Source organism: Bacteroides sp. AM10-21B (assembly GCF_003472565.1).
In the GTDB taxonomy this organism is placed as follows: domain Bacteria; phylum Bacteroidota; class Bacteroidia; order Bacteroidales; family Bacteroidaceae; genus Bacteroides; species Bacteroides propionicigenes.
Map to the genome: position 1 here is coordinate 81,773 of NZ_QRME01000001.1, position 17,816 is coordinate 99,588.

10 protein-coding genes are annotated in these 17,816 nt (G+C 42.2%); 7 read left to right on the forward strand and 3 right to left on the reverse strand.

Annotation, left to right across the window (positions count from 1 at the left end):
• The first annotated feature begins 85 nt into the window (after positions 1–85).
• From DW121_RS00345 to DW121_RS00370, 6 genes are all read left to right on the forward strand, one after another.
• Positions 86–1,351 (forward strand): nucleoside permease, encoded by a 1,266-nt coding sequence (locus tag DW121_RS00345; protein ID WP_117712920.1) that lies wholly within the window; start codon positions 86–88, stop codon positions 1,349–1,351.
• 4 nt (positions 1,352–1,355) lie between these two features.
• Positions 1,356–1,931, forward strand: a complete 576-nt coding sequence (locus DW121_RS00350) for a bifunctional nuclease family protein (RefSeq protein ID WP_118322662.1) — start codon at positions 1,356–1,358, stop codon at positions 1,929–1,931.
• A gap of 6 nt (positions 1,932–1,937) precedes the next feature.
• The gene (locus tag DW121_RS00355; RefSeq protein ID WP_117712922.1) at positions 1,938–2,636 is read left to right on the forward strand and encodes a 16S rRNA (uracil(1498)-N(3))-methyltransferase; all 699 of its coding nucleotides are present in this window, start codon (positions 1,938–1,940) and stop codon (positions 2,634–2,636) included.
• Positions 2,637–2,642: 6 nt separating this feature from the next.
• Positions 2,643–3,743 carry a DUF4836 family protein gene (locus DW121_RS00360; protein ID WP_118322665.1) on the forward strand — a complete coding sequence of 367 codons (1,101 nt, stop codon included), beginning with the start codon at positions 2,643–2,645 and terminating at the stop codon, positions 3,741–3,743.
• 65 nt (positions 3,744–3,808) lie between these two features.
• The gene (locus DW121_RS00365) at positions 3,809–4,453 is read left to right on the forward strand and encodes an ATP-binding cassette domain-containing protein (protein ID WP_117712924.1); all 645 of its coding nucleotides are present in this window, start codon (positions 3,809–3,811) and stop codon (positions 4,451–4,453) included.
• Positions 4,454–4,476: 23 nt separating this feature from the next.
• Positions 4,477–5,685 (forward strand): ABC transporter permease, encoded by a 1,209-nt coding sequence (locus tag DW121_RS00370; RefSeq protein WP_118322668.1) that lies wholly within the window; start codon positions 4,477–4,479, stop codon positions 5,683–5,685.
• Between the two features lie 272 nt (positions 5,686–5,957).
• Here the strand turns inward: DW121_RS00370 and DW121_RS00375 are convergent, their stop codons facing one another.
• The 3 genes from DW121_RS00375 to DW121_RS00385 form a co-directional block, all read right to left on the reverse strand.
• Positions 5,958–7,352, reverse strand: coding sequence for a glycosyl hydrolase family 28 protein (locus tag DW121_RS00375; RefSeq protein WP_118322671.1), 1,395 nt, complete (start codon positions 7,350–7,352; stop codon positions 5,958–5,960).
• A 13-nt stretch (positions 7,353–7,365) separates the two neighbouring features.
• Positions 7,366–10,119, reverse strand: a complete 2,754-nt coding sequence (locus DW121_RS00380; protein ID WP_118322674.1) for a heparinase II/III family protein — start codon at positions 10,117–10,119, stop codon at positions 7,366–7,368.
• Between the two features lie 92 nt (positions 10,120–10,211).
• Positions 10,212–14,297 carry a two-component regulator propeller domain-containing protein gene (locus DW121_RS00385; RefSeq protein ID WP_118322679.1) on the reverse strand — a complete coding sequence of 1,362 codons (4,086 nt, stop codon included), beginning with the start codon at positions 14,295–14,297 and terminating at the stop codon, positions 10,212–10,214.
• A 443-nt stretch (positions 14,298–14,740) separates the two neighbouring features.
• Between DW121_RS00385 and DW121_RS00390 the strand changes: the two genes are divergently transcribed.
• Complete coding sequence (locus DW121_RS00390; RefSeq protein WP_117712929.1) at positions 14,741–17,806, forward strand: SusC/RagA family TonB-linked outer membrane protein; 3,066 nt, start codon at positions 14,741–14,743, stop codon at positions 17,804–17,806.
• The last annotated feature ends 10 nt before the right edge of the window (positions 17,807–17,816 follow it).

The window sequence follows — 17,816 nt, forward strand, 5'->3', positions numbered from 1 at the left end:
TATATACACTTCTTGTTTTTCTGCCTGTTGCGTCGTACATTTGCACCTATTACACAATTCAACAATATTCAAAAAAGCTAATATTATGAGCATCAAATTCCGACTCACAGCTATGCAGTTTCTCCAATTCTTTATTTGGGGAGCATGGCTTATCTCATTAGGCGGCTATATGGGCGGTACATTACATTTTGAAGGCGGCCAGATTGGCGCAATCTTTGCAACCATGGGAATCGCTTCGCTTATCATGCCCGGACTCATGGGAATTATCGCCGACAAATGGGTAAATGCCGAACGTCTTTACGGCATACTCCATCTTATCGGTGCCGGTGCTCTGATTTATGCATCCACTGCCACTACATACAGTCATATGTATTGGGCAATGCTACTCAATATGCTTGTATATATGCCCACACTGTCATTGGCCAATACAGTTTCGTACAATGCACTGGAACAATATAAACTCGACCTGATAAAAGACTTCCCACCGATACGGGTATGGGGAACGGTAGGTTTCATTTGCGCCATGTGGGCTGTAGACCTTACCGGATTCAAAACTGGTCCCGCACAACTCTATGTAGCGGCTATTTCAGCAATCATCTTAGGACTTTATGCCTTTTCTCTTCCCGGTTGCCCACCAGCCCGCAGTGAAGGAAAAACGATGCTCTCCGCTTTTGGACTTGATGCATTGGTACTTTTCAAACGTAAGAAGATGGCAATTTTCTTCTTGTTCTCCATGTTGTTAGGTGCAGCGCTGCAAATTACAAATACTTATGGAGACTTATTCTTAAGTTCGTTTGCTTCTATTCCTCAATATGCAGACTCTTTCGGAGTAAAGCACTCTGTAATTTTACTCTCCATTTCCCAAATGAGCGAGACGTTATTCATTCTCGCTATTCCGTTCTTCCTGAAACATTTCGGAATAAAACGTGTTATGCTCATCAGTATGTTTGCCTGGGTATTCCGTTTCGGATTGTTTGGTTTAGGAGACCCTGGCAGCGGGTTGTGGATGCTAATCCTTTCCATGATTGTATATGGCATGGCTTTTGACTTTTTCAATGTCTCTGGTTCACTATTCACTGAAATGGAAGCCCATCCAAGTATTCGTGCCAGCGCACAGGGGCTCTTTTTTATGATGACAAACGGATTGGGAGCAATCATAGGCGGATATGCCAGTGGTGCCGTAGTAGACGCATTCTCTGTATATGCTCCCGGTGGCGGTTTGATAAGTCGTGAGTGGACGCCTGTATGGCTCATATTCGCAGGTTATGCCTTAGTTATTGGAATATTATTCGGAATCGTATTCCGTTATAAGCATACTACGGAAAAAGAAACCGACAAGGTGGTAGAATAATAGAATGAACAAAAAGAAGATTGAACTGCAAGTATTGAATATTTCAAATAGCCAGGCGCAGGTTGGTGCCTATGCTATGGTATTGGGCGAAGTAAATGGCCCACGACAATTGCCGGTCATTATTGGCAGTGCCGAAGCACAATCCATGATGATTGAGATGAGAGGTATTATTCCGCCCCGCCCGCTAACACATACACTGTTTGCTTCCATCCTCAAAGCACTGGGAGTTAATTTATTGCGTGTACTCATCTATAAAGTAGACAATGGAGTATTCTATTGCTATCTCTACATGAAGGCAGAAGAAACAATCCTTCGTATTGATGCACGTACCAGCGATGCCGTGGCCCTTGCCTTGCGCATGAATGCTCCAATCTTCATATACGATGACATACTGGAAGCCGAATGCCTGAAAACAGAACATAGCATCACTATAAATGAGAACGAAGACAATACAGGCAATACTGCACCCCAAAAGACTTTGGAGCAGTTGAAAGTCGCCCTTCAAAAAGCCATAGACGAGGAAGATTACGAACGCGCCGCCCAACTGAGGGACATTATCAATCAACACAAAAAACAATAAACAATCATGCATGTATTCTATACTCCCGACATACAATTGCAAGCCGAGTTGCCCGAAGAAGAAGCCGCTCATGCTATCCGCGTATTAAGATTGCAAACCGGTGACGAAGTAATGCTAACCGATGGTAAAGGGTACTTCTATCGCGCAGAAATTGGTACTGCAACGAATAAGCGCTGTCTTGTCAACATACTCGAAACCATTCACCAAGAACCATTATGGAACGGGCATCTGCACATCGCAATGGCTCCCACCAAGAACATGGATCGTACGGAGTGGTTTGCGGAGAAAGCTACTGAAATAGGTTTTGATGAACTCACTTTTCTTAACTGCCGTTTCTCAGAGCGCAAAATAATCAAGACCGAACGTATTGCTAAAATACTGATTTCCGCCATCAAGCAATCCCTAAAAGCACGCTTGCCACAACTGAATGAAATGACTGATTTTAATAAATTCGTCAGCCAGCCTTTCAAAGGCCGCAAATTCATTGCACATTGCTATGAAGGCAACAAACCTTTATTGAAAGATATTATCCGGAAAGGAGAAGACGCATTGGTACTGATTGGACCGGAAGGTGACTTCAGCGAAGAAGAAGTGAAAAAAGCCATTGAAAACGGTTTCGAGCCTATTAGTCTTGGACGTTCCCGATTGCGTACTGAAACGGCAGCGCTTGTAGCCTGCCATATATTGAACTTACAAAATCAATAATACGATATGAAAAAAAGTATTTTCTTCTATTTACTCCCCGTCCTGCTGATAGTGCTGTGTCTGGGTTCATGTAATGAAACTGCCCCAAAAACAGAATATACCCATGTAATCCCTGCCAATGCCACTGAAGTAGCGGCACTCAACATAAAGAGCATTATCAATAAAGCCGGACTGAACCATTCAGACAACCAAGCCGCCTTGCAAAAACTGTTGGGCCTGCTTCTCGAAAGCAAGAATACCAACCTGAAAAAAGAAGTGGAAACCTTGCTGAATAATCCCGCAGAAAGTGGAATAGACTGGAACGCTCCGGTTTACCTATTCGAGGCTCCTACCCTGCACAACACAGCAATCACCTTAAAGATTACCGATCTGGAAAAGTTTGAAGCCATACTTAAAATACTTGTTCAAGAACAACTATGCACCGCTCCGGTAAAAGCCAAAGGTTATCAGAGTACCGAAATAAAAGATGCCGGAATACTGCTTGCCTACAATAACGGTACGCTGCTCGGAGTGTATGGTGGCAGTTCGGAACAACTACAGAAATTACAACCGGCTATCACCGCCCTTATGCAGCAAACCGCAGACAAGAGCATCCATACAAATAAATATTTTACTCCGATGATGCAGCAAAAGGGAGATATACGTTTGTTGGCAACTCCCGATGCTCTTCCAATGGATGTTCGCGGTGTGCTGAACTGGCCGCACGGCACACAACTGCTGGGTTATGTACTGTTTGAGAATGGACGCATATACGCCACTTTACAAAGTGCCGACTTCAAAGGAGATACCAAAGAAAACAACCAGCCATTCCACCCCAAAAACTCACGAGAGTTACAGAAAGCCATGATGAGCATGATACACGGAAGGCCTTTCAATATCTCATTGACCAGCGATGAGCTGCTCACATTGAGCAATCTCCGCGTGCTTATGGAATATGCATCAGACGAACCGGAAATCAATATCCTCTATCAGTTAATCATGAAAATTGAAGAATTGAACCTGCGGGGAGACAAGAACCGGACAAACTTCACAATTGTTCTGAGCGAAAAGAACGAGAATGCCCTAAAACAACTAGTTGACTTTGCCAAGTTATTTGCAGGAATGTAATTAGCGGCCAGCGTTTAGTGATTAGTGTTCAGCACACTTAATGCGTAATTAATAATTTGTAATTAATGAACCACATTCATTTACAACAAACCCTGCCTCAGGTCTTTGCCGACCGTGACACCATTACTTCACAGATATGGCATCAAGACATCGTTTTCAGCAAGGGGAAACGTTATTTGATAGAAGCAGGCTCAGGGACCGGAAAATCGTCTTTATGCAGTTATATCTACGGGTATCGCCGCGACTATCAGGGTATCATCAATTTTGACGAACAAAACATCCGTTCATTCTCTGTTGACGAATGGACAGATATACGAAAAAATTCGCTCAGTATCCTTTTTCAGGAACTCCGTATCTTTCCGGAACTGACCGCTCTCGAGAATATCCTATTAAAGAATCGCTTGACCAACTACAAGAAGAAAAAAGAAATTCTCGCTCTTTTTGAAGCAATCGGCATTCCCGATAAAATCAATGAAAGAGCCGGTAAACTTTCTTTTGGGCAACAGCAACGTGTCGCTTTTATCCGTAGCCTTTGCCAACCGTTTGACTTTATCTTCTTGGACGAACCTATCAGCCATTTAGATGATGAAAACAGTGCCATAATGGGACGTTTACTCATAGAAGAAGCCGAAGAACAAGGTGCCGGAATTATTGTAACATCCATTGGAAAGCACTTGGAGCTTAAGTACGATGAAACCCTCCGTCTATAATCCATAAATCATAATTCAAAATCATGAACAAACTTGTTTGGAAACTTCTCCGCCAACATATCAGTGTAGGTCAGCTGACCGGATTTTTCCTCGCCAACCTCTTTGGTATGATGATTGTATTACTGAGTATACAATTCTATCGGGACACACTCCCTATCTTTACGCAGGGAGACAGCTTCATGAAGAAGAATTACATCATCGCCACCAAAAGAATCAGTACACTCGGCAGCTTTACCGGAAAAAGCAATACTTTCTCCCCAAAAGAAATCGAGGAGATGAAAGAGCAACCTTTCACCGAAAGCGTGGGAGCTTTCACCCCCTCCTTATTCAAAGTGTCCGCTGGCTTGGGAATGCAGGAAGCCGGAATACACCTTTCCACCGAAATGTTTTTTGAGTCTGTACCCGACGAGTATGTAGATGTAAATCTGGACAAATGGCACTTTGATGAAACCTCTCCGATTATACCTATTATCATCCCCCGTAATTACCTGAATCTATATAACTTCGGTTTTGCACAAAGCCGAAGCCTGCCTAAGCTCTCCGAAGGCCTCATGAATCTGATACAAATGGATATCATGTTACGGGGCAACGGACGTACAGAACAATTCAAAGGCAAGATTGTAGGCTTCTCCAACCGCCTGAATACAATTCTTGTCCCACAAACATTTATGGACTGGGCAAACAAGAGTTTTGCTCCCGGCAAAGAAGCCCAACCTTCCCGCCTCATCGTTGAAGTAAAGAACCCTACCGACACAGCCATCAGCAACTATTTCCAACAGAACCGTTACGAAACCGAAGGCGATAGTCTGGATGCCGGAAAAACGACTTATTTCCTGCGTCTCATTACCGGTATTGTCATGGGAGTAGGATTATTCATCAGCATTTTATCCTTTTACATCCTGATGCTAAGCATTTTCTTACTGTTACAAAAGAATACCGTAAAACTGGAGAACCTGCTTCTGATAGGATACAGCCCGAACCGCGTAGCACTTCCCTACAATATTCTGACAATCGTTTTGAATCTGTCAGTATTGTTATTGTCTGTCAGCGGGGTAGCATGGATACGCAGTTACTATACAGAAATTATCAGCACGCTCTTTCCACAATTGGAAACAGAATCGTTGCTTCCATGTTGGATAACAGGTAGTGTTCTGTTCCTCGTAGTATCTTTACTGAATGTTATGATGATACATAAAAAAGTTACGAGCATTTGGAAAGGAAGAAAGGCATAAGCCAACCTGACCGCTGATGTAACAGATTCATTTCTTACACTCTAACCATACATTCGTTAGATATAATCCCCTATCATCAGCTTCATTTTGTATTTTTACAAGTAATAAAACCTCGTTTTCCAATTGCGGGCCGAAGAGCCTCCAACTGCGGGCCCGGCAGCACGCAACTGCCAACCGGAGAGCCCGCAGTTGGAAAACGAGGTTTAGTTACAAGCATATCGGCATTTTGCCATAGCCATATCGACATTTACAATGAGGCTAACGGAGAAATGTTATTGTACTTTCACATTAGCAACAAATTCATTTATAACGAATTCTTTCAAATCTCTCATTTTCTCTCCGTTGATACTGATATTTTCAAAGATTATATCCTTCACCATACCGTCCGGGCTTAATCCCTGAATCAGCGAACGATTCTCACCAACACCTGTATAGGTGATATTACGGAATGTGACGCCTTCGATGCCGCTGCCGGGTTGTCTGTCGTACTTAGGATTGAAACGTACTTTGACATAGAAAAGGCGACCTTCCTGAATACTCTCTACACGGACATCCTCGAACAGGACGTTACGTACCCGGTTTTTATCACCACAGTCTACTGCCATACATCCCTGATACATCGGATCATCCTCATCGTGCTCCAAAATATCAATATTACGGAAAGTCAGGTTCTCAATAACCTCGCCCGTCGACGAGTCCGGATTTCCATGACCTCCTACATTAACAGGGTGCGCAACATCCGCCCATAAAACAGAGTTCTGTACGGTAATATCGCTCGAACCGCCCCACCAATTCCAACGATGATTATAGAGCGCGACACAATCATCGCTTGTACGCAGGAAAACGTTATCAACAAAGACCTTACGACAACACATCAGGTCAATGCCGTCACTCCAGCCTCTACAACTAAAAGTTTTCAAGTTACGGATTACTATCTCCGAAGAACCGCCGCCGAACACCGTATAATGTTCGGGGTTTACAACCGTAATTCCATCAATCAACACATTTTTGGAATCGGTTATTTCAATGCCGCGGACAGGATGGTCTAATATTCCGCGACCTATAATACGCACATTCTCAGCATTATCTACCAGAAGTTTAGCTTTCAACACTGCACCCGGAGCCAAATAGGCTGTAGTATTGCTTGGTATGCGTATCTGATTATTGGGCAAATCTTTCGGACGATGTACACCCGGACCAAAGAACATAATGCCTTTTGCTTCCTTTGAGTAGACCTCTTCTTCCATAGGATTAGCGAAAAGATGCAAATTGTGCAAACGGTCTCCGTCAAACTCTATTGAAAGGTTTTGAGGCTTATCCAAAGTGAAAAAGACAGTATTCTGTACTTGCCTGTAAACTACCTTATTATTCAAGGGGCGGATGGCAACCTCACGTACTGTACCATTATTCTTTTTTACCATTACTTCTACCGGACTCCCCATATCAAACTGCACCATAGAAGCATCTTGCGGCTTATCCAAATCTACCTGTACTTTATATTCAAACAAGTCCTGCCACTCTCCACCGGGTATACGGACACGCACCGTATAGTCATCATTGTGAGGCAGTCCTGTATGTAATCCCTCCGGATAGGTTTTCAACTGTGCCTGTACAACTACGCCGCAATTTATCAGTACAAACAATATGAATAATAGTTTCCGTTTCATTGCATATCTCTGTCTATAACTTTGTCTTCTCCGTCACGCTCTTTTCTATCTTATACGTTTTTCCGTTCAATGTGATGGTGCAAGCACCCGAAGCCGTACAGTACCATCCGTCCGCTCCTTTTTCAAGCAATACGCTCACCGGAACATTCGCCTTGACAACCACTGCAGGAGTTTGCAACAGCGTACCATTCCCTAAAAAGAGTGTACAATCTTCTCCTTTCCGATTACTCCACAAAGCGTAGGTGGCCGAGGCTTTCATACCATTGTTCATCGAACAAAGATGCGCCGCACTGTCTGAAGACAGGATATAGTCGGTGCGCCCGCTTTTCTGTGTTACACAAATTCCAACATGGCTGCCCGGCTGTCCGCACTTCACTTCCGGAAAAGTAACGGAGGTAATCTGTTCGGCTTCTTTCACTGTTGAAGGTTCATAAACCGCCACGAAAGGACGATTCCATGCTTCTCCTTCCTGACGGGCAACAAAGGTTAATGTGGGCTGCTCCTTAATATTGTAAGGCATACCCGGAGTACGGCTAAGCCCCTCTGTCATAGGACTAAGAGCTGAAAACACCGTACGGTTTTCCTCTCCTTTCATCCACATATTCATTCGGATATCATCTTTATCGGGCATCTTAATTGTAAAGACGGCCTTTACATCTTCGCCTGTCCGGGCACACTTCTTGTCGAACAGATAAGAATAGGCATACAGATGGGCCCCGGCAAATGCAAGTTCCTCAGTAGGCCTCAGGTTTAAATCTGTGCCGTCGGCTGCCGTCAAGGTCATCTCTTGTCCCAGATTATGATAGAAATAATCGTGCATCTTGTCTCCGCCAAGCTCTTTGCGGCTACGGAAAACATCTATATAGTAGCCCGTTTCGGGACCGGTGGTGACAATACTCATCATACGTATCTGGTCTGCACGGCTTTCCGGTTCACGAAAATAGACATCACTATACGTAACGGAAGGGAACTTATCTTTCACCGCCACAGCTGCAGAAGATGCCGGAAAACAGGAAAGCAATTCGAACGAATGGTTGCTCTTCATCACCGGATAACTGGAAATACCGTCTACGCATACAGTGTTGTGACTGGGAAACTGAGAGTAGTATTCAGCATAATCCAGTCCGCTGTAAAGGTACAAGCCGATGCCGGCATCAGGCCCCAACACATACCCTTTGCCATAAAGTTCCATTGAAATGCCGTTGGCGTGCATATGATTGCCATCACTGGCATTCAAAGATATCATCAGGCTATTGCGTGGATTCATGCCATTACGTTGTACCAGCCACGACACGTTTGGAGCGTAGAACAAAGGAGACACATAATCTTCTATTTTACCGGCATTGACATCCGACCTTAGTTCCAAGGGTTTATCGTCGAAAAAAGCATTGACGGAAACACGTACCTTTTCTTTCGCCGTATTCTTGCCGGCATCAGGATTAAGGCATTTCAGCAAAGCGGTGAAATACTTCTCCTGTTCTTCTTTGCCATTGGCTTGGGCGTTTTCAATCATCCGGACAACGGGTGTGGTTTTCAGATACCCCGGATGTGTATCTCCAAAGCCGCATATCATTCTGTTGGGAAACAAATACTGGGGAGTAGCTGCAACAGCCTTGGGAAGTACCGGTAATTCTTTCGTTAAGTCACAATGCAAATTACGGTCGAAGATGTTCGTAAAATTAGCATAGTCATTCATAACTACGCCACTATAACCGGGACATTCCGCCCAAATGCCCGTATGAGGGTCGTACCCGTAGTCGGCAAGTTTTTTCAAACTCCACTGGCGGATACTGGATTGGTTGAGCACATAGTCTATATAATAGCCTCGCCCTTTGCCATCGGCATAATGGTTATCATCTTCGAGCACTATGCCAATGTCCATGATATAGCGCGCCTGCATCAGATTCCAATTATTATGGGGTACTCCATTGGCTATGATGTTGTCCGCCCACTTCTTGAAAGCTCCGGCATAGATATTCATCTTATCGGCATAGTGAACGGCCAGATACCCATGCAGGAAATCATAAAGAGGAACAATCTCATAAAGAATATCTTCATGGATTACTTCAAACGAACTCATGCCAACCAGTGTCTGCTGATGACCATAATTTGCATCAACAGGGACATTGCGATAATAGATGCCCTGCATATAGGTGTCGAACACTCCGGCAGCCAACCGGGCATATTGTTCTTCATCGGTCAGCCAATAAAGAAAAGCTGCATCACGGGCAATTCCCATAATCTCACGATTCAAGCTTTCAATGTTACGCCCTGTCTTGGAAGGATGGACTTTCTCCAAAGGGCGACCGGGTAGAGAGTTGTTATGGAAAGTAATATTACCGTCTTTATCATCGTCATAAGGAACGATATCCGCCAGTTTGGGGCGACCATGGGTGGCAAATGTGCCGCGTGTCCCGGTAAAACGCACCGTAGGAACGGGTGCCTTCGCTCCACCGGCATGGTCGAAACTTTCACCTTTTATATATACATCGGTGGCGTGCGAGTTCCAGTACATGGCAAGACGTGACAAGAGCCAGTCCGGTTGCGCCTCTGTCAGCCGGGTATAGGTATCCGTCTTTTCTTTCAGCTTATTGAAGACCTCTCTTGCCCATGATTCATTCTTAATCAAGTCACGGGTGGCCTGCTTCCCATCGGCAGTCGTCAGATAGCGGGGATGCTCCCGGGAAAGTTTCAGAGTACGGGTATCAATTTGTGCTTGTAATGCTGTAACTGCCGATAACAGTAATAGTAATATAGCTTTTCTCATCTTGTAATCGTTTTGAAAAGGAATACGCACAACTCGCCTTTCACACTCAATAACCAAGAGATTTTTAGCATCCCTCCTATTCCAGAACAGAACTATCTATGCTGGCTCATATACTCTTTCGGTGACATTCCGTATTTCTCACGGAAAGAACTGGAAAAATGAGACAGATTAGTATATCCTGTAGCATAAGCAATCTCCGAAATAGTAAGCTTTTGGTCTTGTGCCAATAGAGCGGCCGCCTGCTGTAAACGTATATTCTTAATAAAATCGCGGGTAGAAAGATTGGTCAGTTCCTTCAACTTACGATGCACGTGTACACGGCTTAATCCTACTTCGGAAGCAAGCATTTCAACGTTCAGCGCAGGGTCGTCCAAATGCTCGTTCACCACCTTCATAATCTTACCCATCAATATCTCGTCACTGGACTTCATGGTGATTTTTTCCATCTTATCCTCTTGCTGCTGTGCCCCGCTGAATTTATTACGCAATAATTTGCGGTTGGCAATCAGATTGGCGATAGTCTTTTTCAATAACTCTGTATTGAATGGCTTCACCATATAAGCATCTGCCCCGGTTTCCATTCCTTCCAACGTATCTTCCGGCTTGGATTTGGCTGTCAGTAAGATTACGGGGACATGGTTCACGTTCGTGTTCAACTTTATCTTGCGACACAGAGTCAACCCGTCCATTTCAGGCATCATAACATCCGAAATAACCAAGTCGGGGGTATCACGCAGAACCAAATCATACGCTTCCTTACCGTTACTGCAAGTTTCGACTTTATACTCATCTGATAATTCTGCTTTCAGGTATGCCTTAATCTCGTCCTCGTCTTCCACAACCAATACCCGCAAGCGTGTCTTTGCCTTAATAGCGGCCTTAGGCTCTTCCTCTTCTTCTATTAACTCTTCTTCCAGTTTCGCTAAAACAGGTTTATCTACAGTGTGGTATATCACGTTTTCCGCATCCACCGTTTCCAACTCATCGGTACGCAAGTGAGCCGACCCTAATGGTATGCGTATGATAAAGCGGCTGCCGGGAGCATCCTCTCTATTTTCTGCAAGTATTTCGCCATGATGCAATTGAACCAACGAACGGGATAAATGCAAACCAATACCGGTACCAAAATTAGACTTCGTTACATCATTATCTATCTGATAGAAGCGTTCGAAGATTCGTTCTATCTTATTCCGGTCAATACCGATGCCGCTATCTGTTATGGCAATCTCAAAGTACTCGCGTAGTGCGTCCTTACGCGCCATGTCATGACCGGTTGCCAGACTGACCTGTATCTCGCCCTCTTCCGGAGTATATTTAAAAGCATTAGATAGAATATTCATCAGTACTTTATCAAAATTATTCAAGTCTATCCATACCTTCAGTTGAGGCATCATATGCTCAAAAGTAAAATGAATATTCTTTTTACGCGCCATATACTCAAATGTCTGCATCAGGTCATCGATGAATCCCACCATATCGGTCTCACGAAATTTCAGAAACATCTGCCCTTTGTCTAACTTACGGATATCCATCAACTGATTAATCAGCCGAAGGATGCGCTGAGAATTACGATAAATCATTAAGTATGTCTTATGTAACTCTGAGTCTTTCTTATCCGCCAACAATTTTTCCAAAGGATTAATAATAAGCGTCATAGGAGTTCTTATCTCATGAGAAATGTTGATAAAGAACTGTAACTTCGCTTCATTGAGCTGCTCTGCATGTTCACGCTTCATGATTTCACGACGATGCCGCATACGCGATAAGATATAGTTGACAATACCCAACACCAACAATCCAAACAAAGCTGCATAAAAACAATACGCCCACCATGTTTGATACCAGGGAGGGGTTATCAGAATCTTGATTGTACGCACTTCCGAGTAATTGCCATAATTAAGTGCGCGTACCCGGAAAGTATATTTACCGGGCGGCAAATTATTATAGGTCACACGATTTACTCCCGGTTCTGTACTAAGCCACTGAGAGCCTAATTCATCAATTTTATATTGGTAAGATATCTGCTCAGGGTTGTTGTACTGCAATGTGGAAAAGATAATGCTGAATGTATTATCCAAATAAGACAACCGGAACAGATTGGCTTCTTGCACCGATGTATGGATTATGGGGTCTCCGTTTGAAAGACTGTTTTTATGTATCGGCTGATTAAATACGTAAAAGTCCGTTATCCATACATTCGTTTCTTTGGAGGTATTTCCTATGCTTCCGGGAGAGAAACAAGTGATACCGTTGATACCACCAAAATATATCTTTCCATTCTTGTCCGTATAGAAAGCGCCGTGCATAAATTCATTGCCCTGCAAACCATCTCCCGAATAGTAATTAATAAAACGGTTATTTTGTACATCATACCGGCTGATTCCCATATAAGTGCTAATCCAAATATCATGCCGGAAGTCTTCACTAAGCCCGCATATCACATTGTTTGGCAATCCGTTTGCCATTGCAAACCTTTCCAACTCATTCGTTGTCTTATCAAAACTGTACAACCCATCCGTAGTACCGGCCCAAATCTTACCCGAATGGTCCTCTTGAATAACATACCCCACACATCCGGAAATCAAAGTGTTGACCTTTTTATAATTAATAAAACTCTCCGTTGACGGATTAAAACAACTTACTCCTTTATAATGTCCCAACCATATCAGCCCTTCACTATCACAAAATATATAATTCACCCAATCGTTGACAAGCTCATTCCGCTTCAAGTCATCGGTTTCATCTTTAGAAGATTCATAATGTTTTAACTTTCCGGTCTTCAAGTTATATTGATAAAAGCCGGAACCTAATGTCCCGATATATAGATTCTTCTGTTTGTCTTCAGTTATCGAAAATATTTTTTCATTATCAATAGGTAAAGAATAGTCACATTCTCCGGTTTTCCGATTAAACCTTGCAACTCCCCGCGTATAAGAACCAAGCCATAAGTTCTTATCCGTATCCTCATAAATACACATTATCGTATTAGCAACAGAATGGGCGGAACTCCCCGGCTGATAGTGTCTCAACCTCTTCCCGTTTGCATCCAACTCGTATATACCTTCATTATCTGCACCAACCCATAAATGACCGTTACTGTCTTGAAAAATAGACATAACACAGCCTTGTCCTATAGGATTATAGTAAATAGACTTGCTACCATAATATTCAAAAGGATTATCTTGTTTCGGTATCAAGACTACCCCTTTTTGAAATAGCCCTAACCACAAATTCTTATCCTTATCTTCCAACACTGTATGAATCTTTCCTTCCGAAAAGTCCATTGGGGCAGAATTAATAGTATAGTCTTCCAACTGTTCTTTTGCAGAATTATACATTTTCAGTCCCTGCCCGTCAGTACCAACCAGCAATTGCCCGCTCACCAATGACATACAATAAACGGACAGTGGACCGTCTCCTGTATAAGGAACCGGAATAAAGTTGTTTTCCTGCCTATTGTAACGTGACAGACCTTGCTTCTGAGTCCCTACAAAAAGATTCCCTTCCTTATCTTCTATTATGGCGGCAACATTATTGTCATTGAGGGTTGGATATTTAAATACACGCACTTCTTTCGTTGCAGGCATATAACAAATCAGGCCGTTTCCATACGTTCCTATCCAAATATTATAATAAGAATCTTCATAAAAACAAGATTGAAAATTGTAATTCGACTGCTTTAAAAGATTATCTACAGAAACTGCCTGCTTTTGCTGTTCATCCAAACGAAACATTCCCTGCCCGGTAGTTGTCATCCAGATTTCTCCATTATGCAATTCCTGCATCTGCGTTATATGTGGAAAAACCCGCTTACCCGCACGAAACATTGGAATCTCCAAAAAACTATCCGTTTCACGATCATACTTCATTAACCCATCAATACACCCCACCAGCAGATTACGTCGACTATCCTCAAACAAAGTACGTACATAATTATTCCTGATAGAAGATGAATCAGCTGAAATATGCCGGTAATTGGTGAAGCGCAAACCATCAAACTTATTTAACCCATATTCAGTTGTGACCCAAATAAAGCCTTGTTTATCCTGAAATATCTGATTAATTAAGCTACTGGATAAGCCCATATCTGTAGTATACACTTTTCCCGTCTGTGCTTCACTGTATTGAGCTATACAACACAAACATACTACAAGTACTTTCCAAACGCATCTTTTCATAGTCTTTCTTTTTTATTAGATACAAAAGTCTGACAAAGATAAACAAAAAGCAGGTTTATTCGATACATATGTAACTTTTGTGATAAAAAAACTTCATGGCTCCACCGTAAAAAAGAATTAATTTTAATTATTTTTATTGCAAAAAAATCCATTTACAACCACCACGCCTTATTGATGTAACATACACAAAAAAGAATGTAACACAGTTGCAAGAGTATGTTACAAAAAATAAAATATAAGTATCATCTATACCCTACCATATTACAAATGCTAACTAACTTTGCCTATGTCAGAAAGTTGAGGATATACACCTCATTTCTTTAGTCATTTAAAATATAAAATAAATGTTTAACTAAAACGATAGCATATGAAAACATAAAAAGAACCTTAATGAACTTATACTTTGATTTAACATTTTTATTCAATTTAAACCTTGTTTTTTTATGAAATGCACAACTTATTATTTTAGGTCCTTAGGGCTATTGTTATTACTTTGCCTGATACCTCTGTGGAGTGTCGCTCAGAATATCACGGTAAAGGGTATTGTAAAAGATAATTTCGGTGAACCGGTTATTGGCGCCAACGTTACGGAAAAAGGAACAACCAATGGTATGATAACCGATTTGGATGGAAACTTTTCGTTAACAGTACAGAAAAATGCGACCTTAGTAATTTCTTATATCGGATATATAACACAAGAAATTGCCGTTAAAGGAAATGCAAACCTCAACATTACATTAAAAGAAGACTCCAAAGCATTGGAAGAAGTAGTCGTTATCGGTTACGGTACAGCGAGAAAATCAGACGTAACAGGTTCTATCGCATCAGTAGGAGGCGACAAACTGCGTGAAATGCCGGCAACAAACATTACATACGCTCTACAAAATCGTATAGCCGGTGTGGACATGGCACAGACTTCTTCACAACCGGGCGCTACTATGCAAATCCGAATTCGTGGTACCCGTTCTCTAACGGCTTCCAACGATCCGTTAGTAGTATTGGATGGTATTCCTTTTATGGGGAATCTTTCTGATATCAACCCCGGCGATATCAAAAGTATGGATATCTTGAAAGATGCTTCTTCCACAGCTATCTATGGTTCACGTGGTGCCAATGGTGTTATTTTGATTACCACAAACAAAGGAGCACAAGGTACACCAGCCAAATTCACATACAATGGCTATGTCGGTGCAAAATCCGTATTCTCAAAATACCCGATGATGGATGGAAAGAAGTTTGCCGAAATGCGTAAGTATGCCGGCAAATTTGATAATTCGTTAGATGAATCGGACGATGTTAACACAGATTGGCAGGATTTAATGTATCGTACCGGTATGGTAACAAGCCACGATGTCAGCGTAGCAGGAGGTACAAATCAAGGAAGCTACAGTTTCGGAGCTGCCTACTACAAAGACCAAGGGGTTATTCCTACACAGAATTATACGCGTTACTCTTTACGTGGTTCATTTGATCAAGGGGTAGGTAAGTACTTCCGTTTCGGATTAACAACCAACTCCAACTATAATGTAACAAAAGGTTCTAATATCGGTTTGTATAATGTATTGGCAAACTCTCCTATTGCTAATCCGTACAATGAGGATGGAAGCCTGAAGAGAACAGTAAAAATAAACAGCCAAGATGAATACTTTGTTGTAACACGTGATATTGTAGAAAGTTTGGAAGATACTTGGCTGAACGAACAGAAAGGCTTCGGTACTTATAACAACCTTTTTGCCGAAATACAATGTCCATGGGTAAAAGGATTAAAATATCGTGTCAATTTAGGTCTGAACTACCGTTCTACCAAAGGTGGTACTTTCACTGGTGAGGGCGTAAACAGCACAACAGAAGATACTCCTTCTACCGCATCATTAACCCACTCTGAAACAACAAACTGGGCTATAGAAAACTTGATAACTTATGACCGTACATTCGGTAAACATCAATTGAATATAGTAGGAATGTACTCAGCCGAAGAAACTGTTTATACCAAATCAAATATTGCAGCACGTGATATTCCGGCAGAGTACTTACAATATTACAATTTAGGTCGTGCAGAAGGTACAATTACCGTTAATCCAGATAATTGGGATTATCAGAAAAGCGGACTGATGTCTTGGATGGGACGTGCCATGTATACTTATGACAATCGCTATATGTTAATGGCAACTGTTCGTGCTGATGCTTCTTCACGTTTGGCAAAAGGTCATCAATGGCATACATATCCGGCTGTATCTGCCGGTTGGAATATCGGTCAGGAATCATTTATGGATGATATTGAATGGCTGGATATTCTTAAAGTGCGCGTAGGATACGGACAAACCTCCAATCAGGCTGTAAGTCCATATTCCACATGGGGAAAATTATCCACTCGTCCTTATAACTTCGGACCAACAGGTTATGCTACCGGTTATTATGTATCTGCATTGCCCAATTACAATTTAGGTTGGGAATACTCTTCTACCTGGAACTTCGGTTTGGATTTCACATTATTCGGCGGTCGCTTATCAGGAACATTAGAATACTATATACAAAAAACATCTGATTTGCTGCAGAACGTTAATCTTCCTGCAACTTCCGGTGTAAGCAGCTATGTAGGCAACGTAGGAAAAACTCAAAACAAAGGCGTCGAACTCACCTTAAACGGAACAATACTTGACAATTATAATGGTTGGACATGGGATGCCAGCCTTAACTTATCAGCCAATCGCAATGAATTGACCGAATTGGCATCCGGAGCAGAACGCGATGAAGCCAATAACTGGTTTGTAGGTCATCCCGTTGATGTAATCTACGATTATGAAAAGATTGGCTTATGGCAAGAAGGTGACCCTTATCTTGCAATTTTAGAACCGGGTGGAAATGTAGGTATGATCAAAGTTAAATATACCGGTGAATATAATGAAGATGGGACTCCCGCTCGTAAAATCGGACCGGATGACCGCCAAATTATCAGTATGGAACCCAAATTTACGGGTGGTTTCAGTACGCGTGTTGCGTATAAAGGATTCGATTTGAATGTTATTACAGCATTCAAGTGTGGCGGTAAACTTATCAGTACATTACACCATGCTAACGGTTACCTGAATATGTTGACTGGTCGTCGTGGTCAAGTAGATGTAGACTATTGGACAGAAGAAAACACTAATGCCAAATATCCAAAACCAGGTGGTATTCAAAGTGGTGACAACCCTAAATATGGTAGTACTTTAGGATATTTTGACGCTTCATACTGGAAAGTCCGTAATATCTCTTTAGGCTATAATTTCGATCAACAGAAATGGCTGAAAAATTTCGGCATCCAAAGTTTACGTGCTTATGTATCTATACAGAACCCGTTCGTAATATGCTCTCCATTCCATAAAGAAACCGGTTTGGATCCGGAAACCAACTCTTACGGTAATGAAAACGTAGCTGTTACAAGTGGCATTCAGAGTCGTTTCCTTACAGTGGGAACCAATTCTCCTTCCACACGTAATTATTTATTCGGCATTAACTTGACATTCTAATTTAGCTTTA